The 23,381-nt window shown below is 67.0% G+C and carries 21 protein-coding genes; 10 read left to right on the forward strand and 11 right to left on the reverse strand.

Annotated elements, in window-relative coordinates; translation table 11 throughout:
• Position 1 precedes the first annotated feature (1 nt).
• Complete coding sequence (locus tag B9Z03_RS23575; protein WP_085466452.1) at positions 2-976, forward strand: WD40 repeat domain-containing protein; 975 nt, start codon at positions 2-4, stop codon at positions 974-976.
• Between the two features lie 3 nt (positions 977-979).
• Here the strand turns inward: B9Z03_RS23575 and B9Z03_RS23580 are convergent, their stop codons facing one another.
• Positions 980-1,432, reverse strand: a complete 453-nt coding sequence (locus B9Z03_RS23580) for a hypothetical protein (RefSeq protein ID WP_085466453.1) — start codon at positions 1,430-1,432, stop codon at positions 980-982.
• Positions 1,433-1,586: 154 nt separating this feature from the next.
• Between B9Z03_RS23580 and B9Z03_RS23585 the strand changes: the two genes are divergently transcribed.
• The 7 genes from B9Z03_RS23585 (at position 1,587) to B9Z03_RS23620 (ending at position 8,747) form a co-directional block, all read left to right on the forward strand.
• Positions 1,587-1,865: a ribbon-helix-helix domain-containing protein gene (locus B9Z03_RS23585; RefSeq protein ID WP_085466454.1), complete on the forward strand. Its 279-nt coding sequence runs from the start codon at positions 1,587-1,589 to the stop codon at positions 1,863-1,865.
• A gap of 2 nt (positions 1,866-1,867) precedes the next feature.
• A complete protein-coding gene (locus B9Z03_RS23590; protein WP_244561826.1) occupies positions 1,868-2,191 on the forward strand; it encodes a type II toxin-antitoxin system RelE/ParE family toxin in 324 nt (107 codons plus the stop codon).
• A gap of 33 nt (positions 2,192-2,224) precedes the next feature.
• A complete protein-coding gene (locus tag B9Z03_RS23595; protein ID WP_085466455.1) occupies positions 2,225-3,595 on the forward strand; it encodes an aspartate aminotransferase family protein in 1,371 nt (456 codons plus the stop codon).
• 208 nt (positions 3,596-3,803) lie between these two features.
• The gene (locus tag B9Z03_RS23605) at positions 3,804-5,204 is read left to right on the forward strand and encodes a glutamine synthetase family protein (protein WP_085466457.1); all 1,401 of its coding nucleotides are present in this window, start codon (positions 3,804-3,806) and stop codon (positions 5,202-5,204) included.
• Between the two features lie 65 nt (positions 5,205-5,269).
• A complete protein-coding gene (locus B9Z03_RS23610; RefSeq protein WP_085466458.1) occupies positions 5,270-6,505 on the forward strand; it encodes a putative DNA modification/repair radical SAM protein in 1,236 nt (411 codons plus the stop codon).
• Positions 6,505-8,025 carry a UdgX family uracil-DNA binding protein gene (locus B9Z03_RS23615; protein ID WP_348529061.1) on the forward strand — a complete coding sequence of 507 codons (1,521 nt, stop codon included), beginning with the start codon at positions 6,505-6,507 and terminating at the stop codon, positions 8,023-8,025. Before B9Z03_RS23610 ends, B9Z03_RS23615 begins: the two co-directional genes overlap by 1 nt.
• A 53-nt stretch (positions 8,026-8,078) precedes the next feature.
• Entirely contained in the window at positions 8,079-8,747 is a 669-nt protein-coding gene (locus B9Z03_RS23620) for an FABP family protein (protein ID WP_085466459.1), read from the forward strand.
• Here B9Z03_RS23620 and B9Z03_RS23625 read toward each other — a convergent pair.
• Genes B9Z03_RS23625 through B9Z03_RS23645 form a run of 5 tightly spaced genes read right to left on the reverse strand, consistent with a single transcriptional unit; the run spans position 8,740 to position 13,855 of the window.
• Complete coding sequence (locus B9Z03_RS23625) at positions 8,740-10,008, reverse strand: glycerate kinase type-2 family protein (RefSeq protein WP_085466460.1); 1,269 nt, start codon at positions 10,006-10,008, stop codon at positions 8,740-8,742. The genes B9Z03_RS23620 and B9Z03_RS23625 overlap by 8 nt on opposite strands.
• Positions 10,005-10,793 carry a hydroxypyruvate isomerase family protein gene (locus B9Z03_RS23630; protein WP_085466461.1) on the reverse strand — a complete coding sequence of 263 codons (789 nt, stop codon included), beginning with the start codon at positions 10,791-10,793 and terminating at the stop codon, positions 10,005-10,007. Before B9Z03_RS23630 ends, B9Z03_RS23625 begins: the two co-directional genes overlap by 4 nt.
• Before the next feature lie 3 nt (positions 10,794-10,796).
• A complete protein-coding gene (locus tag B9Z03_RS23635; protein WP_085466462.1) occupies positions 10,797-11,294 on the reverse strand; it encodes a heme-degrading domain-containing protein in 498 nt (165 codons plus the stop codon).
• A gap of 42 nt (positions 11,295-11,336) precedes the next feature.
• A complete protein-coding gene (gene guaD, locus B9Z03_RS23640; protein WP_085466463.1) occupies positions 11,337-12,641 on the reverse strand; it encodes a guanine deaminase in 1,305 nt (434 codons plus the stop codon).
• Complete coding sequence (locus tag B9Z03_RS23645; protein ID WP_085466464.1) at positions 12,638-13,855, reverse strand: urate hydroxylase PuuD; 1,218 nt, start codon at positions 13,853-13,855, stop codon at positions 12,638-12,640. The genes guaD and B9Z03_RS23645 overlap by 4 nt, the downstream gene beginning before the upstream one ends.
• Positions 13,856-13,994: 139 nt before the next feature.
• Here B9Z03_RS23645 and B9Z03_RS23650 point away from each other — a divergent pair, with 139 nt between their 5' ends.
• A complete protein-coding gene (locus tag B9Z03_RS23650) occupies positions 13,995-14,915 on the forward strand; it encodes a LysR family transcriptional regulator (protein WP_085466465.1) in 921 nt (306 codons plus the stop codon).
• Between the two features lie 204 nt (positions 14,916-15,119).
• On the opposite strand, the gene B9Z03_RS23655 is transcribed toward B9Z03_RS23650, so the two are convergent.
• The 5 genes from B9Z03_RS23655 to uraH all read right to left on the reverse strand — a co-directional run bounded on the left by B9Z03_RS23655 (position 15,120) and on the right by uraH (position 21,736).
• Entirely contained in the window at positions 15,120-16,004 is an 885-nt protein-coding gene (locus B9Z03_RS23655; protein ID WP_085466466.1) for a hypothetical protein, read from the reverse strand.
• A 197-nt stretch (positions 16,005-16,201) separates the two neighbouring features.
• Complete coding sequence (gene xdhC, locus B9Z03_RS23660; RefSeq protein WP_085466467.1) at positions 16,202-17,068, reverse strand: xanthine dehydrogenase accessory protein XdhC; 867 nt, start codon at positions 17,066-17,068, stop codon at positions 16,202-16,204.
• Between the two features lie 249 nt (positions 17,069-17,317).
• On the reverse strand, positions 17,318-19,660 hold the full coding sequence (gene xdhB, locus B9Z03_RS23665) for a xanthine dehydrogenase molybdopterin binding subunit (protein WP_085466468.1): 2,343 nt from the start codon (positions 19,658-19,660) through the stop codon (positions 17,318-17,320).
• The gene (xdhA, locus tag B9Z03_RS23670) at positions 19,657-21,129 is read right to left on the reverse strand and encodes a xanthine dehydrogenase small subunit (RefSeq protein ID WP_085466469.1); all 1,473 of its coding nucleotides are present in this window, start codon (positions 21,127-21,129) and stop codon (positions 19,657-19,659) included. Before xdhA ends, xdhB begins: the two co-directional genes overlap by 4 nt.
• Before the next feature lie 241 nt (positions 21,130-21,370).
• Positions 21,371-21,736, reverse strand: a complete 366-nt coding sequence (gene uraH, locus B9Z03_RS23680; RefSeq protein ID WP_085466470.1) for a hydroxyisourate hydrolase — start codon at positions 21,734-21,736, stop codon at positions 21,371-21,373.
• A 186-nt stretch (positions 21,737-21,922) separates the two neighbouring features.
• On the opposite strand from uraH, the gene puuE reads away from it, so the two are divergent.
• On the forward strand, positions 21,923-23,368 hold the full coding sequence (gene puuE / locus B9Z03_RS23685; protein WP_085466471.1) for an allantoinase PuuE: 1,446 nt from the start codon (positions 21,923-21,925) through the stop codon (positions 23,366-23,368).
• Positions 23,369-23,381: the final 13 nt, after the last annotated feature.

The following is a 23,381-nucleotide window of genomic DNA, read 5'->3' on the forward strand; positions in this document are numbered from 1 at the left end:
CATGCCCACAGTCGCCCCTTTCGATCTCTCCGGCCACTGCATTGCCGCCGTCTTCCTCGACGACATCCCGCATTTCGCGCTGGCCGACGGGACGATCCATCGCCTCGACCATGGGGCGAAGTCGGTCCAGGCGCATGACGGCCTGCTGTGCGCCGCCCTGACGTGGGACGGCAAGGCACTGGTGACCGGCGGCGAGGACGGCAAGGTCGTGCTGACCCGTTCCGACGGATCGACCGAGACGCTGGCGGAGGTGCCGCGCAAGTGGATCACGTCGGTCGCGACCGGCCCGCAAGGCGCGGTCGCCTATGCCACGGGCCGCACGGCCTTCGTCCGCTTCGCCGACGGGAAAACGAAATCCTTCGATCATCCGCGCTCGGTGGAAGGCATCGCCTTCTCGCCCAAGGGCATGCGCATCGCGGTCGCCCGCTACAATGGCGCGACGCTGCATTTCCCCGCCACCGACGGCAAGCCGGCCGAGCTCGAATGGGCCGGCGCCCACACCGGCATCACCTTCTCGCCGGACGGCAATTTCCTCGTCACCACCATGCAGGAAAACGCCCTGCACGGCTGGAAGCTCGCCGACGGCCGCCACATGCGCATGACAGGCTATCCGGCCAAGGTGAAGAGCTGGTCGTGGAGCGCGAAGGGCAAGTGGCTCGCCAGCTCCGGCGCGCCCGCCGCGATCGTCTGGCCCTTCTCCGCGAAGGACGGGCCGATGGGCAAGGCGCCGGTGGAACTCGGCACGCGCGGCAACATGATGGTGACGGCCGTCGCCTGCCACCCCGGCGACGAGATCGTCGCCATCGGCTATGCCGACGGCATGATCCTCGCCGGCCGCATCGCCGACCTGAAGGAAGTGGTGCTGCGACGCGGCGGCAAGAGCGCCGTCACCTCGATGGCCTGGGATACCAAGGGCATCCGTCTCGCCTTCGGCTCCGAAGACGGAGACTGCGGCGTGGTCGACATCACGGCCTGAGCGCTATTCCACCATGCATTCGACCTTGCCGCTCGCAGTGTAGGTCTTGCCCTCGGGCGTTGCATCGTTGACGCCGTCGAACGCGGTCAGCTCGTAGCGCCCTCGCAGGCCTTCCTCGTCGCCCTTTGTCCGGATGACGACCTGGACATAGCCGTGCGGCTTGTCACCCTCGCGTTCGCGGTAGATCACCAGGTTGAGCTGGCCGTCCTCCGACCAGTACTGCGCCAGATGCGCGCCATCGAACTCCATCTGCCGCAGATCGGCGGCTACATCCTTCGATTTGATATCGACAGAGCCGCGAAAATTGAACACCGGCGACCCCATGCCGCGCGTCATGCCGCTCTCGAACAGGAACTCGACCTTGCCGTCCTTGGCATCGCAGCCGAACCCGCCGGATGCGACCGCGCCCGATGTCAACGGGAGGAGGGACATCAGAGCGATCGTGATCCGGCGCATCGGCTTCTCCAGAGTTCCCCGGGGCACGTCCCGGGCCGCTGGGCCTCTCTTTCGTCGCCCCGCGTTTCGGCCGCATGTCACATGGACAAGCCAACGTATCCGCCACCGTGGCGTTTGCTCCCTTTCGTGATAGCATCACGTTGGGAGCATCGTCATGAACGCGAACGTCAGCATCAAGGTCACCCTGCCTGCCGAACTGGCGGAGGCCATGCGCGTCAAGGTGGAAGCCGGCGAATACGCATCGGCCGAGGAGATGCTGAAGGCCGGCGTCCAGACCCTGATCGATCGGGACAAGGCATTGGACAGGTGGCTGCGCGAGGAGGTGGTTGCCGGTCATGCCGAGTATCTCGCCGATCCGGGCAAGGCCACGGATGCCGAGGATGTCCTTGCGCATCTGAAGGATCGCCGCACGCGCAGAGCCGCGAACGGCTGATCTTGCGTGTCGTCTTCACGCCTCGTGCGATCCGCCACCTCGAAGCCCTGCATGATCATCTCTGCGACGAGGCGAGCGAGCGCATCGCCAACGGTTACGTCGGCCGGATCGTGTCGGCCTGCCAGAAGCTGACGCTGTTTCCGCAACGCGGAACCCGTCGCGACGAAGTGCTTCCCGGACTTCGCACCGTCGGTTTCGAACGTCGGGCGACCATCGCATTTCTCGTCGACGGCGATCTCGTTCTGATCGAAGGGATCTTCCACGGCGGGCAGGATTTCGAATCCGCATTGCGCGCCGGGGAGTTTCCTCCGCCCGAGGAAGGGTGATATCCAGAAATCCTCTTTGCCGTTTTCAAACCGATGACATCGCAGACTTCGCCATCCCAGCCATCCGTGCAGCAGATCAACGCGTTTCGAGAACGCGAGGCGCGCGTCTATGCCAAGGCACGCCCCAAGTCGAAGAAGCGTTTCGCCGATGGTGTCGCTGGCTTTCTCGACGGCGTGCCGATGCACTGGATGCTCGACTGGCCGATGCCGTTTCCCATGGTCGTAGAGAAGGCCTCGGGTGCTGCGATCACCGACATCGACGGCATCGAGCTCGACGATTTCTGCCTTGGCGACACAGGCTCCATGTTCGGTCATTCGCCGCCGCCGGTCGCCCGCGCCATCCGCAGGCAGGCGCGGCGTGGGCTCACCTATATGCTTCCCTCCGAGGATGTGCTGGAACTCGGCCACCTGCTGACGACGATGTTCGGCCTGCCGCAATGGCAGATCGCCACCACCGCCTCCGACGCCAACCGCTTCGCGCTGCGCGTGGCCCGCGCCGTCACCGGGCGCGCGAAGATCCTCGTCTTCAACGGCTGCTACCACGGTGCGGTCGAGGAAACCTTCGTCAGGCTGAAGGACGGCAAGCCGGTCAACAAGCCGGGCCTCTCCGGCCAGTTCCGCGACCTGACCGAGGACACGAAGGTCATCGAATTCAACGATGTCGCAGCCCTCGAAGCCGTGCTCGCGCCGGGCGACGCCGCCTGCGTCATCGCCGAGCCGGTGCTGACCAATTCCTGCATGGTCCTGCCCGATCCGGGATACCACGCCGAACTGCGCCGGATCACCCGCGAGACCGGCACGCTGCTCTTGATCGACGAGACGCACACGATCTCCAGCGGTCTCGGCGGCTACACCCGCGTCCACGGCCTCGATCCGGACATCTTCGTGCTCGGCAAGCCGATCGCCGGCGGCGTGCCGGCGAGCGTCTGGGGCCTCTCGGCTGGCGTCGCCGAACGCTACAGCGACTACACGCGGAGAAAGCCCTGGGGCTATTCCGGCATCGGCACGACGCTGTCGGCCAATCCGCTGCAGTTCGCCTGCATGAAGGCGACGCTGACGGACGTGATGACCGCGAAGAACTACCGCCACATGGAAAAGCTCGCCGCGCGTCTTGCAGATGGCCTTTCGGACGCGGTCGCACGGGCGAAGCTGCCCTGGCATGTCGCCCGCGTCGGCGCGCGCGTCGAGTTCATCTGCGCGCCCGGCCCCTTGCGCAACGGCGCCGAGGCGGAAGCCGCGCATGCGCCGGCGCTGGAAGCCGCGATCCATGTCGGCCTCGTCAACCGCGGCTGCCTCATCGCACCGTTCCACAACATGATGCTGGTCTCGCCGGCGACGAGGAAGAAGCAGGTCGACCGGCTGGTGGATGCGTTCGGCGAGATTTGCGGGGAGCTGGCGGGGTGAGGTCTGCTACGTCGGCGTTCCTTCACGCCCCCCTCTGTCCTGCCGGCCATCTCCCCCACAAGGGGGGAGATCGGCCATCCTCTATGGCTTCGCCAATCGCCAACGTCTCAAAACAGGCATCATTATCGGAACTGCCAATCTCCTCCCGTGTGGGGGAGATGTCCGGCAGGACAGAGGGGGGCGCCGTGGAGCGCCAGCGGGCATATCCATGAGCGACCAGGTGACCTCCCCCTCCGGCTCCACTCCCGCCGAAGCCCAGGCCTTCCTCGACGCCCATCCCCAGATCGAAGCCATCGACATCGTGCTGACCGATTCCAACGGCGTCGGCCGCGGCAAGATCGTCCGCCGGCACGAGCTGATGTCGCTCTACCGGGGCGGGCGGCACATGCCGATCTCGGTGCTGGGCCTCGATATCACCGGCGAGGATGTGCACGAGACCGGCCTGATCTGGGATTCAGGCGACGAGGACCTGCGCGCCTGGCCGATCCCCGGCACGCTGAAGCCGCTCCACGGCACCTCGCCCGCCCGCGCGCAGGTGCTGATGTCGATGCATCTGCTCGACGGCACGCCGATGACGTCCGACCCGCGCCATGCGCTCGCGGCCCAGGTGGCGCGGCTGAACGCGATGGGGCTGAAGCCCGCCGGCGCCTTCGAGCTCGAATTCTTCCTACTCGCCAATGACCGCGACGCGGATGGCCGCGTCCGCCCCGCTTCCGCCGTGCTCGACGGCCGCCGCTCGCCGAAGACCGAAGTCTATTCGGTCGACCACCTGCATGGCATGGAGCCGTTGTTCTCCGACATCTATGCCTCGGCGAAGGCGCAGGGAATCCCGGCCGAGACCGTCATCTCCGAATATGCGCCCGGCCAGTATGAGCTGACGCTCAACTACCGCACCGACATCATGCAGGCGGCCGACGACCTGGTGATGCTGAAGCGCATCGTGCGCGCCGCCGCCCGCCGCCACGGCGTAACCGCCTGCTTCATGGCCAAGCCCATCGCCGACTATGCCGGCTCCGGCATGCACCTGCACGTCTCCATGCGCGACGAGGCGGGACAGAACGTCTTTACCGAGGCCGATGGCGAAAAATGGTCGCCGCGCCTTCTGCATGCGCTGGGCGGGCTGGCCGCGACCATGGCGGAATCGATGCTGGTCTTCGCCCCCCACGCCAACTCCTGGCGCCGCTTCGTGGCGCAGTCCTACGCGCCGGTGGCGCCCACCTGGGGCGTCAACAACCGCTCCGTCGCGCTGCGCGTGCCGGCCGGCGACGCCAAAAACCGCCGCATCGAGCACCGTCCCTCCGGCGTCGACGCCAACCCCTATCTCGTTGCCGCGACCGTGCTCGCCGGCATCGTGAAAGGCCTCGAGGAAAAGCTCGATCCGGGTCCCGAGATAGAAGGCAACGGCTACGAGCAGGCCGCCGGCCACGCGCACGACATGCCGGCCGACTGGCGCGAGGCGATCATGCGGGCGAAGGCGTCGGCATTTCTGAAGGAGGCGCTGGGCAAGGACATGCACCGCACCTTCACGGCCATCAAGGAAGCCGAATATCTCCGCGTCGCCCGCACGGTCAGCGAGCTGGACTACCACCTCTATCTGCACGAGGTGTGAGAAAAAATCGACGCGTATTAAAATTGTGAATAGCGAAGGCGTTTGTTGGAACATATCATGAACATATGCCAGCGCCCACCATCCGCGAAAAACTCGCCATCCTCGCCGATGCCGCCAAATACGACGCCTCCTGCGCTTCGTCGGGCGCGGACAGGCGCGACTCGCTGAAATCGGGCGGCATCGGTTCCACCGAGGCCACAGGCATCTGCCACGCCTATGCGCCGGACGGCCGCTGCATCTCGCTGCTCAAGATCCTGCTCACCAACTTCTGCATCTACGACTGCGCCTACTGCATCAACCGCTCGTCCTCCAACGTGAAGCGTGCCCGTTTTACAATCGACGACGTCGTTACCCTCACGCTCGACTTCTACCGCCGCAACTACATCGAGGGCCTGTTCCTCTCCTCCGGGGTCATCCGCTCGCCGGACGAGACCATGGCCGAGATGGTCGAGGTCGGCCGCCGGCTGAGGCTCGACCACGCCTTCGCCGGCTACATCCACCTGAAAACCATTCCGGAAGCCTCGCAGGAGCTCATCGAGCAGGCGGGACTTTATGCCGACCGGCTGTCGATCAATGTCGAGCTCCCCACCGACGAGGGTGTGCAGCGCCTGGCGCCGGAGAAGCGACCGCAGACCATCCGCCGCTCGATGGCCGGCCTGCGCGAGAAGCTGGACGCGGCGGCCGAACCGACATTGCGGACGAAGAAAAGGCCGCGCTTCGCGCCCGGCGGGCAGTCGACGCAGATGATCGTCGGCGCCGATCCGACGCCGGACGCGACGATCCTGAAGACCAGCGCCCGGCTCTATGGCTCCTACCGTCTCCGCCGGGTCTATTACTCCGCCTTCAGCCCGATTCCCGATTCCTCCGCCGCGCTGCCGTCGATGAAGCCGCCGCTGATGCGCGAGCACCGCCTTTACCAGGCCGACTGGATGATGCGTTTTTACGGCTTCGAGGAGCGCGAGATCCTTGCCGGCCGGCCCGACGGCATGCTCGACCTCGCCATCGATCCAAAGCTTGCCTGGGCCCTGGACCATCGCGCGATCTTCCCGGTCGACGTCAACCGCGCGCCGCGGGAACTGCTGCTGCGCGTGCCGGGCCTCGGCACCAAGGCGGTCAAGCGCATCCTCGCCTCGCGTGTCCATCGCCGGCTGCGGCTGGAGGACGTCGGGCGCGTCTGCCAGTCGATCGCCGCGGTCCGGCCGTTCATCGTCGCCGAAGGCTGGTCGCCCGGCGGAACGATCGACTCCGAACGCCTGCGCGAGACGGCGGCGCCGAAGGCCAGGCAGTTGGAGCTTTTCTGATGGGAATGGTCGAGAAGCGCCCGCTCTCCGCGCACCATGCAATCCTGCTCGCTTCCCAAACCGATTTTTCCGGCTGGCGCGAGGCGGCGCGAGCGCTCGCGCTGAATGGCGTCGACCCGTCGGATGTTGCATGGGCGGTGGAGGGCGAGGAGACGGGCAACCTGTTCGCCGCACCGCCGGATTCAACGCCACTGCCGGCAATCCCCCCCGGCGCCGAACTCCGCGTCCCGCGCCGCTTCGTCGACCTCGCCGAGGCCGTGATCTGCCATTCCGACCCGGCCCGCTTCGGCTTCCTCTACCGCATCCTCTGTCGGCTGCAGCGCGAGCCGCATCTGCTCGACGTCGCCACCGATCCGGATGTGCGCAAGCTCGAGGAGATGGAAAAGTCCGTCCGCCGCGACATCCACAAGATGCGCGCCTTCGTCCGCTTCCGGCGCATCGCCGACGAGACCGGCGAGCGCTTCGTCGCCTGGTTCGAGCCGGCGCATTTCATCGTCGAGCGCAATGCGCCCTTCTTCATGCGCCGGTTCACCGGCATGCGCTGGACGATCCTCACGCCCCATGCCACGGCCGACTGGAACGGCGAACGCCTGGCGATCGGTCCCGGCGCCTCCAGGGCCGACGCGCCCGCCGAGGATGCCGCGGAGGAGCTGTGGCGCACCTATTTCCGCTCGATCTTCAACCCGGCCCGGCTGAAGGTGAAGGCGATGACGGCCGAGATGCCCAAGAAATACTGGCGCAACCTTCCGGAGGCCTCGCTCATTCCTGACCTGATCGCCGGTGCTGAGAAATCCGCCCGCGACATGATCGAGAGGATGCCGACCATGCCCGCCCCCCATCATGAGACGGTCCAGGCAAAACACTGGCGCAACCGGCCCGCGGAGACGCAGACGGACGGGGCGGATGCGACGTCGATCGCCGAGTTGAGGAAGGCCGCCGCCGGCTGCCGCCGCTGCCCGCTGTGGCGAAACGCCACGCAGACCGTGTTCGGCGAAGGCCCGGACGATGCCAGAGTCGTCTTCGTCGGCGAGCAGCCGGGCGACCAGGAGGATATCGCCGGAAAACCCTTCGTCGGTCCGGCCGGCCGGCTGTTCGATACGATCATCGAGGAGGCCGGCATCGACCGCGCGACAACCTACGTCACCAATGCGGTGAAGCACTTCAAGTTCGAGCCGCGCGGCAAGCGCCGTATCCATTCCAGGCCGAACGCCGGCGAGGTGCAGGCCTGCCGCTGGTGGATCGATCGCGAGCTGAAGCTGATCAGGCCGGATTTCGTCGTGGCGCTCGGCGCGACCGCGGCGCAATCCCTGCTCGGCAAGGCAGTGCCGATCACCAGGATGCGGGGCCAGACGGTCACGCGGGAGGACGGCCTGAAGGTGTTCCTGACCGTCCACCCCTCCTACCTGCTGCGCCTGCCGGATGATGCCAAGGCGGCGGAGCGGGAGCGGTTTCTTGAGGATCTCAAGCGTGTGAGAACGCTCATGGACGACACGCGGTCGATGGATGCTCGCGGGCGTTGACTCTCTGCCGCCTCGGCGCGCACCTTGCCGTCCACGCGAGGGGAAACGGTCGCATGCGGCTCCATCAGGACGTATTCACCGAACCGGATTTCGACCCGGATACGCTCGCCAACCTCGGCCCGTTGCGGCCCCTGGCCGGCAGTTGGAAAGCGACGAAGGGCGTCGACCTCAATCCGAAGGCCGATGGTCCCGAACGCGACGTCTATATCGAGCATGTTCGCATGGACCCGATCGATCCGCAGACCAACGGGCCGCAGTTGTTCTACGGCCTGCGCTATCACATCCACATCAACACCGCCGACGAAGACATCACCTTCCACGATCAGGTGGGCTACTGGCTTTGGGAGCCGGCGACCGGCCTTGTCATGCAGACGATCGCGATCCCGCGCGGCCAGGTGGTCCTCGCCTCCGGCCATGCAAAACCGGACGACACGACGTTCGCCGTGGCAGCCAAGCGCGGCCAGACCAATTATGGGTTGTGCTCGACGGATTTTCTCGAAGCCAACTTCCGGACCGACAGCTACAGGATCGTCGTCACGATCCATGGCGAAGACCGCTGGAGCTATGCGCAGCATTCTGTTCTGCGCGTCGGCGGCCAGCCCGACCCGTTCGATCACCATGACACCAATACGCTGATGCGCACGGGCAAACCAAAGCCGAATCCGCTTGCGGTGATCATGTCCAGAAAGGCGGAGAAAAACCCGGCGGCCGGAACTACCTGACGAGAACGACCCTCAGGTCGTTCACATTCGTCCCCGTCGGCCCCGGCTGGAACAGGTCGCCGAGGGCATCGAAGGCGCCCCAGCTGTCGTTGACGTTGAGAAGCGCCTTGGCGTCCAGGCCTTTTGCCCGCAGCCGCGCGACACTGGTCGAATCCGCGAAGCCGCCGGCGTTCTCTTCCGATCCGTCGATGCCGTCCGTGTCGGCCGCGAAGGCATGGACACCGTCGACGCCCTCGATACCGATCGCCAGCGACAGCAGGAACTCGCCGTTGCGGCCGCCGCGCCCGCCCGTTCCGCGCAGCGTCACCGTCGTCTCGCCGCCGGACAGGATCGCAACCGGCTTGCGGAAGGGCCGCTCCTTCGCAGCCACTTCCCGCGCGATCGCCGCGTGCACCTTCGCCACCTCGCGCGCCTCGCCCTCGATCGCGTCGGAGAGGATGACGGCCTCCAGCCCGGCCCGGCGCGCGACCTCGGCCGCCGCCTCCAGCGACCTGGCGGCGGACGCGATCACGCGCACCTCGTTGCGGGCAAAGCGCGGATCGTCCGGCAGCGGCGCATCCGCCACCTGAGAGTTGAGGTGTCGCATCACCGCGCCGGGCAGGTCCATGCGGTATGCCTCGACGATCCCGAGCGCATCCGCGCGAGTAGAGGCGTCCGGCACGGTCGGGCCGGACGAGACCAGCGAAGGCTGGTCGCCGGGGATGTCGGACACGATCAGCGACACGACCTTGGCCGGAAAGGCCGCGGCCGCGAGCCGGCCGCCCTTGATCGCCGAGACGTGCTTGCGCACCGTGTTCATCGCCGAGATCGGCGCCCCGGAGGCGAGCAGCACTCGGTTGACCGCGATCTCGTCGTCCAGCGTCAGGTCTCCGGCTGGACAGGGCAGCAACGCCGAGCCGCCGCCGGAGATCAGCGCCACGACGAGGTCGTCTTCGCCGAGCCCGCTCACCGTCTCGAACAGCCGCCGTGCGCCGACAAGTCCCGCCGCATCCGGCACCGGATGCGCCGCCTCGATGACCTCGATCCGCTCGCAGGGCGCGGCATAGCCGTAGCGCGTGACGACCAGCCCGGAGAGCGGTCCGTCCCAGGCGCGCTCGAAGGCGCGCGCCATCTGGGCAGAGCCCTTGCCGGCGCCGATCACCACCGTCCGCCCCTTCGGCTGCGCAGGCAGAACGTCGCGCATGATCCGCTCCGGATCGGCCGCCGCCACCGCCGCTTCGAACATGGCGGTGAACAGGCGCCTGGCGTCGAACGCGCTCATTCGGATCCCCCAAGCCACGGCCGCGCCCAGCCCAGCCCGTCCTCGGTCTTGCCCGCCGGCCAGTATTCGCAGCCGACGAAGCCAGCATAGTTCGCCGCGTCCAGCGCGGCGAAAGCCGCCTGCCAGTCCAGCACGCCGACATCCGGCTCATGGCGGCCCGGCCAGCCGGCCACCTGCACGTGGCGGATGCGATCCGCGTGTTTCAGATAGGGCGAAACAAGATCCTCGCCGACGAAGCGGCGGTGGTAGAGGTCATACTGGAGAAAGACGTTGTCCTCACCCGCCTCGTCGATCAGATCGGCCGCCATGTCGAGCCCAGTCAGAAAATAACCCGGCACGGATTCGCGGCTGATCGGCTCGATCAGCACCTGGATGCCGGCCGTCGCACAAAACTGGGCCGCGTAGCGCAGATTGTCGACATAAGTGGCGCGCAACGTCTCCTCGTCGTCACCCGGCGACACGACGCCGGCCAGCATGTGCAGCCGCGTGCAACCGAGTTCGAGCGCAAGATCGATCGCCTGGCCGACGCCCGTGCGGAACTCCTCGCGCCGGGCGGGTCGCGCCGCGAGCCCCCGGTCGCCGTGCTCCCAGTCGCCCGCCGGCATGTTGAACAGCGCCGGCGTCAGCCCGGTGCCGGAGAGCCGCGCCGCGATCTCAGCCGGCTCGAAGACATAGCCAAACTGGAACTCGACGGCCGTGAAACCGACCTTCGCCGCCCGCTCGAACCGGTCGAGGAACGGCGCATCGGTGAACAGCGTCGAGAGATTGGCGGCGAGACGCGGCACCCCTCACTCCGGCCCGAGCGCGAGGGAAGCGCCGTCAGCGCCGAGCAGGTCCGCGAGAACGGCCACGACCGAGTTGTGATCTTCTCGCGACGGCAGTCCCGAGATCGCCACGGCGCCGATCACGCCTGCATTGCGCACGCGAATCGGGAAAGCCCCGCCGGCGAAGATGTAGTCCGTCGCAGGCAGGCCGTGATGCGCGGCGATGACCTGATCCTTTCCGCCCTGCTCGAGGAACAGCCGATAGCTCGGCTTCAGGAAGTGGCGCACGGCATTGATCTTGCGCCGCGCCCAATCCTGGTTCGAGGACCGTGAACCCGGCATCGCGGCATAGAACAGCGGCCGGTCCCACAGCCGGATGTCGATGTTGATCGGCAGGCTGTCCGCAAGCGCCCTCGCCCGCAGCGCACTGCCCAACTCGAACGCCGCCGCCTCGTCGAAAGCATCGAATACGAGCGCCTTCTCCTGCTCGATGATCTTCGCGATGTCGTCGGCTGCGGGCATGGGCTCCTCCGGGCGGCGACCCTATCGTCGCGGCCCGGGAAGTCAAACCTCCTTCGCGGCACGCCCCGCAATATAGACCTGCTTCACGGCGCGGTCGTCGCCCAGCGTCTGCAGCAGGAAAAGTTCCTCCGACAGCGTCTTCACTGTCTCCATGCGCAGCGCCATGCCGGGCGTGGCGCGGGCGTCGAGCACGACGAGGTCGGCATCGGTGCCTGTTTCCAGCGTGCCGGCGCGGTCGGCGATCGACAGCGATTCGGCGTTGCCGCGCGTCAGCTGCCAGAAGCTCCTCAACGGATCGAGCTTCTCGCCGTTGAGCGCGATTACCTTGTAGGCCTCGTCCATCGTGCGCAGCATCGAATAGTTGGTGCCGCCGCCGACATCCGTGGCCGTCGCGATCCTCAGCGGCTTCGCGCGCCGCCGGTAGCGCTGGTAGTCGAACAGGCCCGAGCCGAGGAAGAGGTTCGAGGTCGGGCAGAACACCGCGACCGATCCCGCCTCCGATATCGCATCCGCCTCGCGCTCCGACAGGTGGATGCAGTGGCCGAGCAGCGTCTTTCGCCCGAGCAGCCCGTAGCGCGCGTAAACGTCGGTATAGTCCTGCGCCTCCGGATAGAGTTCCTCGGTCCAGCGGATTTCGGCGTGGTTCTCCGACAGGTGCGTCTGGATGTGGCAGTCCGGATGCTCGCGCGCCAGCGCCCGCGCCATCTCCATCTGTTCGGGCGTCGAGGTGATCGCGAAGCGCGGCGTGATCGCGTAGAGCTGCCGGCCTTTGCCGTGCCATTCGGCGATCAGCGCTTTGGTGTCGTCGTAGCCAGACTGCGGCGTGTCGAGCACGGTGTCGGGCGCGTGCCGGTCCATCATCACCTTGCCGGCGATGTTGAGCATGTTGCGCGAATGGCTCTCCTCGAAGAACGCTTCCGCGCTGGCCTTGTGCACCGAGCAGTAGGCCGCGACCGTCGTCGTGCCCTGCCGCACCATCTCGTCCAGGAACAGCCGCGCGATGCGCCGGGCGTGCTGCGCGTCGGCAAACTTCGATTCCTCGGGAAACGTATAGGTGTTCAGCCAGTCCAGCAGTTCCGCGCCGTAGGAGGCGATGATCTGCATCTGCGGCACGTGCACATGGCCGTCGATGAAGCCGGGCAGGATCAGGTAAGGCCGGTGATCGACGGTCTCGGTGTCCGGCCCAGCCTGCGCCTTCACCGCATCATAGTCGCCGCTCGCGACGATCTTGCCGTCACGTACCAGCACCGCGCCGTCCTCGTCATAGGCATAGGCCGCATGGTCGTCCGCCGCCTCGGGGGCGCGGAGGAAGGAGAGCGTACGGCCGCGGATGAGGAGGGAGGTCACTTCCCCGCCCCCTCGAACCACGCCGTGAGCAGTGCGCGTTCCTCGGGCGTGACCTCGGTCACGTTGCCCGGCGGCATGGCGTGGCTGCGGCCGGCCTGGAGATAGATCTCGCGCGCGTGCTCGGCGATGTCGGCGTCGTTGTCCAGAATCACGCCCTTCGGCGCGCGGTAGAGGCCGTCCCAGGCCGGCTCGGCCGTGTGGCACATCGAGCAGCGGCTGATGACCGTGTCCTTCACCGCCGGGAAATGCGCCGAGGCGATGAAGGTCTCGGCCGCACTCGACACCTTTTTCTCGCCCGTCAGCACCGCCGGCACGGTCGACAGCCACATGATGATGATGAACAGGACGACGGTCGCGCCCCAGGTCCAGTGCGGATTGCCCTTCCGCGCATGCACGGTGTTGAAATAGTGCCGGATCAGCACGCCGATGATGAAGATGATCGAGGCGATGACCCAGTTGAACTCGGTCGCGAAGGCGAGCGGGTAATGGTTGGAGAGCATCAGGAAGATGACCGGCAGCGTCAGGTAGTTGTTGTGCAGCGACCGGGTCTTGGCGATCTTGCCGTATTTCGGGTCGGGCTTGCGGCCGGCGATCAGGTCGGCCACCACGATCTTCTGGTTGGGAATGATCACCAGCGCAACATTGGCCGACATCACCGTGGCGGTGATCGCGCCGAGATGCAGGAAGGCGGCGCGGCCGGTGAAGAGCTGCGTATAGCCCCACGCCATCGCCACCAGGAACACGTAGAGTACCAGCATCAGCGCCGTGTCGTTGTTGCCCAGTGGCGATTTGCAGAGCTGGTCGTAGAACAGCCAGGCCAGCGCCAGCGAGGCGAGCGAGATCAGGATTGCGACCGTCGGCGACACGTCGAGCACGTTGCGGTCGATTAGGAACAGATCGGCGCCGGCGTAGTAGACGACGCAGAGCATGGCGAAGCCGGACAGCCATGTCGCGTAGCTCTCCCACTTGAACCAGGTCAGGTGCTCCGGCATCTCGGCCGGTGCCACCAGGTATTTCTGGATGTGGTAGAAGCCGCCGCCATGCACCTGCCACTCCTCGCCATGCGCGCCTGCCGGCAGGCCGGGGCGCTGGCGCAGCCCCAGGTCCAGCGCGATGAAATAGAAGGAAGAGCCGATCCAGGCGATGGCCGTGACGACGTGCAGCCAGCGCACGGCGAAGGAGAGCCAGTCCCAGAAAAGCGCAAGGTCCTGCATCGATCCGCCCCTGTTCGTCAGCCGGTTCACTGTAAATGCTGCGTTGCGAAGGGAAAGGGCCGGCACGCCCGATGACTTTCAAAAAAATCTGGATAATGACCCGACGATTGCCTAGGAAAGATGCAAAGCGAGGCAATTCATGGCCTATCTCGACAACATTGCCGTCTTCGTCCGCGTCGTGGAGCTGGAGAACCTGTCCGCCGCCGGCCGCGACATGCGCATCTCGCCCGCGGTGGCGTCGAACCGCATCAAGGAACTGGAAAAGTATCTCGGCGTGCGGCTGTTCAACCGCACCACCCGCCAACTCACCCCCACCGAGCATGGCCGGGTGTTCTACGAAGGCGCCAGGCGGGTGCTCGAGGCCGTCACCGAGGCCGAGGCCGCCGTCAGCGCCCTGTCGGGCCGGCCGCGCGGCACGATCCGCGTCACCGCCCCGCTCGGCCTCGGCCGCCGGCTGATCGCCTCGGGCATCCCGGAATTCCGTCGCCGCTATCCCGAGATCGAGGTGCGGCTGAGGCTCTCCGACCACGACGTCGACATCATGAAGGAAGGCATCGACGTCGCCTTCAAGCTCGGCACGCTTGAGGATTCCAGCCTGAAGATGCGCGGCATCATGGAGTGCGAGCGCGTGCTGGTCGCGGCTCCTTCCTATCTGGAGGAGCGCGGCGAGCCCGGGACGCCCGAAGAACTGGTCGATGCCGGCCACGACTGCCTGATGCTGCGCTATCCCGGCATCCGCGAGCATTTCTGGACGCTGAAGACGGCGTCCGGCTACCGCAAGTTCGACGTGCGCGGCCCCTACGATTCCGACGACGGCGACGTGCTCACCGGCTGGGCGCTCGCCGGCCACGGCATCGTCAACAAGCCGCGCTTCGAGGTCGAACCGTTCCTGCGCGACTGGCGGCTGAAGGTCATCCTGCCGGACAACGCCCCGCCGCCGGTGCAGCTTGCGGCGGTCTATCCGCACCGCAATTTCCAGGACCAGAAGATCAGGCTGCTGCTCGACTTCATGGCCGAGCGCTGCCAGCGCCTGATCCGCGAGACTCTCAAAGGCAGCTGAAACAAGGGCAAGCCTGCGGCGCGCCTCTCCAAGCTCGCGTCATTCTCGGGCTTGTCCCGAGAATCTATTGCCGCTGGCCGGAGCGGCCTGTCGCAAAGATCGCCACGGCCGGCAGATCCTCGGCACAAGGCCGAGGATGACGGAACCGTCTGCAAGCAGAAGGCCGCCTCGCGGCGGCCTCCGGGACGTCTTTCTGCCCGCTCATCACCAGGGACGATACCACCCCTCGACCACGGTCTGCTTGTCGCGATGGTTGCCGCCCATCGTCGCGGCGCCGTAGGACACGGCCGCACCAACCAGCAGCGAGGCCGCCGCCAGGAAGGCCGCCACAAGCGACGCTCTCCTCGCCTGCTCGGCCGTCTCGCGGGCCTGGGCCTCGATCTCCCTCGCCTGCACCACGGCCTGGTCGATCCGCTGGCCGGCTTCCTCGGGCGAAATGCCGGCCCGCGCGGCGACCACAGAGGCGAGATAGTCGCGATCGGCAGGATCGATCGTGTCGCCGGTGGCGGCCGAGACGAGAATGCGGCCGACCGCAGCCCGGTCCGTATCGGACAGCGGTGCGGCATCCGGACGGCCGCGCAGGGTGCGGTCGATGAGCAGGTCGGACGGATCGGCGACAGCCGCGGCGGCATTGCCCGCCGCCGACGCCACCGCACCTGCCGTCTGCCCGGCGACATTGGCTGCGCCCATAAGCCCGGAATACGCGATCGCGCCGGCCACCAGTGTGCCGAGCGCCCAGGTGACGAGGCCGTTTGAGCCGTCACGTACGTCCGATTCATATTCGCTAGCGTCGCCGATACGCCGGCGCATGCGACCGGTGAGATAACCGCCGGCGAAGGAAGCGATGACCTGAACCCACAGGATCCAGAGGCCGCCGACGATGGCGATCCAGAACAGCGAGGCCGACTGGCCTTCCCGCGCCGAGGTCATGGACAGGCCGATGGCCGATCCGAAGGTGAGAAGGACCAGCGACAGCGCGCTGGCGAGCACGACGCCGGCAAAGATCGCCGGCCAGTCGACATAGGATGTTCCGTCCGCAGGTCCGGTTTCCGAGACCACGACGGTGGCGGGGGCTTCGCTGATGGACATTGTCTTGTCTCCTGTTCCCGAGTTCAGCGCAGGCCGAGAGCGGACAGGATGAACAGGATCACGACCACGAGGCCGACCAGATAGATGATGCCGTGCATGTTGGGCCCTCCAGTTGATTGCGGAGGAGTAACAATCGTGCGCTGACAAGGTTCCGCCACATTCGCGACACCCGCCGGGCGGTCCCGTTCTCGGTGAGGCTATGCCGCTCGGTTCCGGCTCAGCGCGGTCATGATCTCGGCTGCCGCCAGCGCGGCGATCACCGCCGGCCGCTTGTCGCGCACGTCTTCGCCGCCGATCGGGGAGACGAGGCGCGATAAAGCCGCCTCGTCGCCGCCGGCCTCCTTCAGATACCAGCTCCGGAAGGTGGCGCGCTTGGTCTTCGAGCCGATCATGCCGACATAGGCCGCGCCGTCGCGCTTCAGCGCCTCCGCGACGATCAGGAAATCGAGCGCGTGGTCATGCGTCAGCACCACGAAGGCGCTGCCGGGCGGCGCATCGCGCACCGCCTCTTCCGGCACCGGCGTCAAGAGTGTGTCGACGGCCGGCGGCATCCCGTCCAGCGCCTCGGCACGCACGTCGACCACGATCACCTTCACCGGCAGCAGCGCGAAGGCCGCGGCCAGCGCATGGCCGACATGTCCGCCGCCGAAGATCAGAATCCGCGGCAGCTTCGCCTCTTCGGCTTCCGCCTGCCGCAACAGCTCCGCGCGGATCTGGTCGTCCGCAACCCCGATCGACAGCTCGACCCGCCCGCCACAGCACTGTCCGATCTCTGGCCCGAGGGGGATCGAGAGACGCTCTCCCTTCTCCCCGTTTGCGGGGAGAAGGTGCCCGAAGGGCGGATGAGGGGCAGCGCCACCGCCAGCCAGCATCTCCCGCGCGCGGTCGATCGCCATGAATTCGAGCTGGCCGCCGCCGATGGTCCCGAACATCGCGCCCGGCGAAACCAGCATCCACGCGCCCTTCTCGCGCGGGGTCGAACCCAGCGCCTCGACCACCTTCACCAGCGCGACCTGCGGATGCGCGTCGAGGAAACGGACGAGATTGGCGCGGGAGGCGGTCATCGGCGTAACCGGTCGAGTTGCCGGAGGCCATTGCGCCCCGTCACGCCCCCTCTGGCCTGCCGGCCATCTCCCCCACAAGGGGGGAGATTGGCTGTCGCAACTGCCTTCGCCAACCTCCGACGTTCGGATAGGAGCGCCGACACGGAAACTGCCGATCTCCCCCCTTGTGGGGGAGATGGCCGGCAGGCCAGAGGGGGGCGTGACGGGGCGCTGACATATCCGCAGGATAACGCCGCCTCGGCGCCCTCGCTACATCCCCGCCTCGCGCCGCACCCGCTCCACCGCCATCAGCACGCGCTCCGGCGTGGCGGGTGCGTCGAGGCGGGGGCAGATGCGATGGTCGGCGACGCTGGCGACCGCGTCGGACAGCGCGTGCAGCACCGACATCGCCAGCATGAACGGCGGCTCGCCCACGGCCTTCGACTTGTGCACCGTCGGCTCGACGTTCTCCGGCCAGTCGGCCAGCGTTACGTTGAAGATCTTCGGCCGGTCCGAGGCGAGCGGGATCTTGTAGGTCGAGGGCGCATGCGTCCTGAGCCGGCCCTTGTCGTCCCACACCAGCTCCTCGGTCGTCAGCCAACCCATGCCCTGGATGAAGCCGCCCTCGATCTGGCCGAGGTCGATCGCCCGGTTCAGCGACTTGCCGGTCTCGTGCAGGATGTCGGTGCGCTCGACGACATATTCGCCCGTCAGCGTATCGATCGATACTTCCGAGCAGGAAGCGCCGTAGGAGAAATAGTAGAACGGCCGCCCTTGCCCCTTGTCGCGGTCCCAGTGGATCTTCGGCGTCTTGTAGAAGCCCGCGGCGGAAAGTTGCACGCGCGCCATATAGGCCTGCCGGATCAGGTCGGCGAAGGCGATTTCCTGGTTGCCGACCCGTACCCGGTTGGGCAGGAACACCACCTGCTCCTTGGGCACGCCGTGCTTCTCGGCCGCGAAGTCGATCAGCCGGTCCTTGATCTGCCGCGCCGCGTTCTGCGCCGCCATGCCGTTGAGGTCCGTGCCGGACGAGGCCGCCGTCGCCGATGTGTTCGGCACCTTGCCGGTCGTCGTCGCGGTGATCTTCACCTGTTCGATGTCGATCTGGAACTCCTCGGCCACCACCTGCGCCACCTTGACGTAGAGCCCCTGCCCCATCTCGGTGCCGCCATGGTTCAGGTGCACCGATCCGTCGGTGTAGACATGCACCAGCGCGCCGGCCTGGTTGTAGAAGGTCGCTGTGAAGGAGATGCCGAACTTCACCGGCGTTAATGCGATGCCGCGCTTGACGATCGGGCTGTTGGCGTTGAACGCCGCGATCTCGCGCCGCCGCCGCTCATAGTCCGAACTCGCCTCCAGCTCGCCGACGATCCGCTCGAGGATGTTGTCCTCGACCGTCTGGTGGTAGGGCGTCACGTCGCGCTCGCCGACACCGTAGAAATTGACCTTGCGGATTTCCAGCGGATCCTTGCCCAGCGCGAACGCCACCTCGTCGATGATGCGCTCCGCGCCCACCATGCCCTGCGGCCCGCCGAAGCCTCGGAAGGCTGTGTTCGAGACCGTGTTGGTGTAGAGCGGCGCCGAGGTCGCCTTCACCGCCGGGTAGAAATAGGCGTTGTCGCAATGGAACAGCGCACGGTCCGTCACCGGCCCCGACAAGTCGGAGGAGAAGCCGCAGCGCGCCGCGTAGTGGAAATCCGCGCCGAGGATGCGCCCCTCGTCGTCGAAGCCCACCTCATAGTCGATCAGGAAGTCATGCCGCTTGCCGGTCGCGGTCATGTCGTCGTCGCGGTCCGGGCGGATCTTCACCGCGCGATGGAGCTTCTTCGCCGCCACGGCCGCGATCGCCGCGAACTGGTTGCCCTGCGTCTCCTTGCCGCCGAAGCCGCCGCCCATGCGCCGGATCTCGATGGTGACCGCGTGCGAGGGCACGCCCAGCACATGTGCCACCATATGCTGCACCTCGCTCGGATGCTGCGTCGAGGAATAGACCGTCACGTCCTGGTCCTCGCCCGGCACGGCAAGCGCGATCTGGCCTTCGAGATAGAAGTGGTCCTGGCCGCCGCAGCGCATCTGGCCGCTGATCCGGCGCGGGGCGGATGCGATCGCGCCCGCCGCGTCGCCGCGCTCCAGCTTCAGCGGCGGCGTCACCATTTTGCCGTTCCGGCGGTCGGTCTCTCCAACATCGGTGAAGAACGGCAGGTCCTCATATTCCACCTTCGCCAGCCGGCAGGCGCGCCGCGCCTGCTCGCGCGTCTCGGCGATCACGGCGAAGATCGGCTGACCGTAGAACTGCACCAGCCCGTCGGCGAGCACCGGCTCGTCGTGCCGGCCGGTCGGGCTGATGTCGTTGGAGGCCGGCATGTCCTTGCCGGTCAGCACCAGCTTCACACCCGGCGCGGTGCGCACGGCATCGAGATTCATCGACAGAACCTTGGCATGTGTAGCCGTGGACAGGCCCAGGCAGCCGTGCAACAGGCCGGCTGGCTCCGGCATGTCGTCGATGTAAACCGCCGTGCCGGTGACATGCTTGTGCGCGGAATCGTGCCGCCGGTCGGTCGCGACGCCGCCGGAGATTTTTTCGGCGCGAAGGTTCGGGGCGTGATGGGTCATGCCGCGCGCTCCCGCGTGACAGTGATCGGCTTTTTCGTGCCGGTCGTTTCGAAATAGAAGCGCAGCAGCAGGTTCTTCGCCACGGTCATGCGATAGTCCGCCGAGGCGCGCATATCGGACAGCGGAGTGAAATCCTTCGGATATTCCGCCATCGCCGCCTCGACGGTCGCGACCGACCATTCCTGGCCGACAAGCGCCGCCTCAACCGCGCTCGCCCGCTTCGGCGTCGCCGCCATGCCGCCATAGGCGATGCGCGCCGAGGCCACGCGACCGCCCTCGACCTCGACATGGAATGCGCCGAGCGTCGCGGTGATGTCCTCGTCCCGGCGCTTGGTGACCTTGTGCACGCCGAAATGCGCGCCCGCCTTCGGCAGCGGCACGTGCACCGCCTCGACGAACTCGCCCGCCTGCCGGTCCTGCTTGCCATAGGCGACGAAGAAGGTTTCGAGCGGGATCGTCCGCCGGGCACCGCCCTTGCGCAGCGTGATCGAGGCCCCCAGCGCGATCAGCGGCGGTGGCGTGTCGCCGATGGGCGAACCGTTGGCGATGTTGCCGCCGATCGTGCCCATGTTGCGCACCTGCTCGCCGCCGATCCGGTCGATCAGCGGACCAAAGGCCGGGATGCGCGCCGCAAGCGTCTCGCGCGCCTGGGTGTAGGTGACGCCGGCGCCGATCGTCAGCATGCCGTCCGTCTCCTCGATGCCCTTCAGGTCGTCGAGATGGCCGACGAAGACGACCGGCGCGATATCGCGCATGAATTTGGTCACCCACAGGCCGACGTCGGTCGAGCCGGCGACGATGCGCGCGCCCGGCTCCGCGTCGAGAATCTCGGCCAAATCATCCGCCGAGACGGGAATGACCAGCCGGTCCTTGCCCGCACCGATCTCGACCCGCGAGCCGTCACGCATCTCCCACAGCGCGTCGCTGATCCGGCCGCGTTCGGCGGCGAGCTCGCTGTCGGCCGCGACGCCATATTCCGAGATCGCCTTCGCGGCCTTCACGATCGCGTCGTAGCCGGTGCAGCGGCAGAGATTGCCCTGCAGCGCCTTCTCGATCGCCGCCTCCGACGGCCACGGCTCGCGCATCCACAAGCCGTAAAGCGACATCACGAAGCCGGGCGTGCAGAAGCCGCATTGCGAGCCGTGAAAGTCGACCATCGCCTGCTGCACCGGATGCAGCCGGCCGTTCTGGCCCTTGAGATGCTCGACGGTGACCACATGGCAGCCGTCGAGGCTGGCGAGAAACCGGATGCAGGCATTGACGCTCTCATAGACCAGCCCGTCGCCGGCCAGCCGCCCCACCAGCACCGTACAGGCGCCGCAGTCGCCCTCGGCGCAGCCCTCCTTCGTGCCGCGCAGCGACCGGCGCAGCCGCAGCCAGTCGAGCAGGGTCTCGTCGGGCTTGAGGTCGGAGATCTCGACCGCCTCGTCGTTCAGGAGGAAGCGGATCGTGGAGCGGATCGTGGGCATCAGCGCGCTCCAGCCAATATGAGGTGCTGGCACTCCACGGCGCCCCCCTCTGTCCTGCCGGACATCTCCCCCACGAGGGGGGAGATTGGCAGCTTCAATGAAAGTGTTCGCCTTGCAACGTGTGCAATTGGCGAAACAGATCGCGACAGCCGATCTCCCCCCCTGTGGGGGAGATGGCCGGCAGGCCAGAGGGGGGCGCCGTAGAGCACCGAGCGACGCGAACTAAGCATCCAAGCCGCCATCAGCTCCCCCTGTAGGTCGAATAGCCATAGGGCGAGATGAGCAGCGGGACGTGATAGTGCGTCTCTTCCGCCATGCCGAAACGGATCGGCACCTGGTCGAGGAACAGCGGATCCGGCAGCGCCGAACCCTGCGCCCGCAGGTAATCCCCGGCGAGGAACACCAGCTCGTATTGCCCCGTCTTGAAGTCCTTGCCGGCCAGCAGCGGCTCGTCGCAGCGGCCATCTGTATTGGTCGTCACGGCCTTGATCTTCTTGTGCGAATTGCCGCTGACCCGGTAGAGCCAGATCTCCAGGCCGGCCGCCGGCTTGCCCGTCGCGGTGTCCAGCACGTGGGTTGTCAGCTTTCCGCCGCTGCCTTGCGCCATTCGTCCCTGCCTCTTGTCCAGGCACGGCATTCGCCGTGCCTGCAGATTGTGCGGCATTTCAAGGGAATGGATAAGCCCTGGCGCGGCGCGTGGCTACACAAAGACTTTCAAAATTTTCGAGGGGTATCGCACTCATCCCCTTTGATAGTGTTGAATGGGAGCAGTTGACCTCCCGGCAGGACACCGATGACCGAACCAAGACGCTATGTGCGCGACATGCGCGGCTACGGGGCCAATCCGCCCGATCCAAAATGGCCGGGCGGCGCCCATGTCTGCGTCCAGTTCGTGCTGAACTACGAGGAAGGCGGCGAGAACTCGATCCTGCATGGCGACGCCGCCTCCGAAGCGTTCCTGTCCGAGATCACCGGCGCCCAGCCCTGGCCGGGCCAGCGCCACTGGAACATGGAATCGATCTACGAATACGGCGCACGGGCCGGCTTCTGGCGGCTGCATCGCATGTTCACCGCGGCCGGTATCCCGGTGACGATCTACGGCGTCGCCACCGCGCTTGCGCGCTCGCCCGACCAGGTCGCGGCGATGCAGGCGGCCGGCTGGGAGATCGCCTCGCACGGCCTGAAATGGATCGACTACCGCGACACGCCCGAAGAGGTCGAGCGCGCGCATATGGAAGAGGCGATCCGCCTGCATGCCGAGGTGACCGGCGAGCGGCCGCGCGGCTGGTACACCGGCCGCACCTCGGTCAACACCGTGCGGCTTGCCGCCGCCGAGGGCGGCTTCGACTACGTGTCGGACACGATGGACGACGACCTGCCCTACTGGCTCGACCATGACGGCCACGGCAACGCAATCCCGCCGCAGCTGATCTTGCCCTACACGCTCGACGCCAACGACATGCGCTTCGCCATCCAGGCTGGCTATGCCGAAGGCCAGCAGTTCTTCACCTACCTCAAGGACGCCTTCGACACCCATTACGCCGAAGGCCGCGCCGGCCGGCCGTCGATGATGAACATCGGCCTGCATTGCCGCCTCGTCGGGCGTCCGGGCCGCGCGGCGGCGCTGAAGCGCTTCATCGACTATGTCCAGTCCCACGACCGGGTCTGGATCGCGCGACGCACCGACATCGCCCGCCACTGGCGCGAGCACCACCCCTACCGGCCGGCAGCGCTTCGCCCTTCGCGCATGAACCGCGAGGATTTCGTCGCCCGCTTCGGCTCGATCTTCGAGCACTCGCCCTGGGTTGCCGAGCGCGCCTTCGAGCTGGAACTCGGCCCGGCGCACGATTCGGCCGGCGGCCTGCACAACGCGCTCTGCCGCGCCTTCCGCTCGGCGGGCGAGGACGAGCGGCTGGGCGTGCTGAAGGCGCATCCGGACCTCGCCGGCAAGCTCGCCGCCGCAAGGCGGCTCACAGCGGAATCGACCTCGGAACAGGCCTCTGCCGGCCTCGACGCGCTGACCGACGCCGAGCGTGAGACCTTCACGCAGCTCAACGCCGACTACGTCGCGAAATTCGGCTTCCCGTTCATCATCGCGGTGCGCGACAACACCAAGGCCTCGATCCTGGAAGCCTTCGGCGCGCGCCTGGCGAACGATCGCGACGAGGAATTCGCAGCAGCCTGCCGGCAGGTGGAGCGCATCGCCTGGTACCGGCTGCGCGACCTGCTCCCGGCCTAGGAAGGACAACAGA

The organism is Mesorhizobium australicum (genome assembly GCF_900177325.1).
Taxonomy (GTDB): domain Bacteria; phylum Pseudomonadota; class Alphaproteobacteria; order Rhizobiales; family Rhizobiaceae; genus Mesorhizobium_A; species Mesorhizobium_A australicum_A.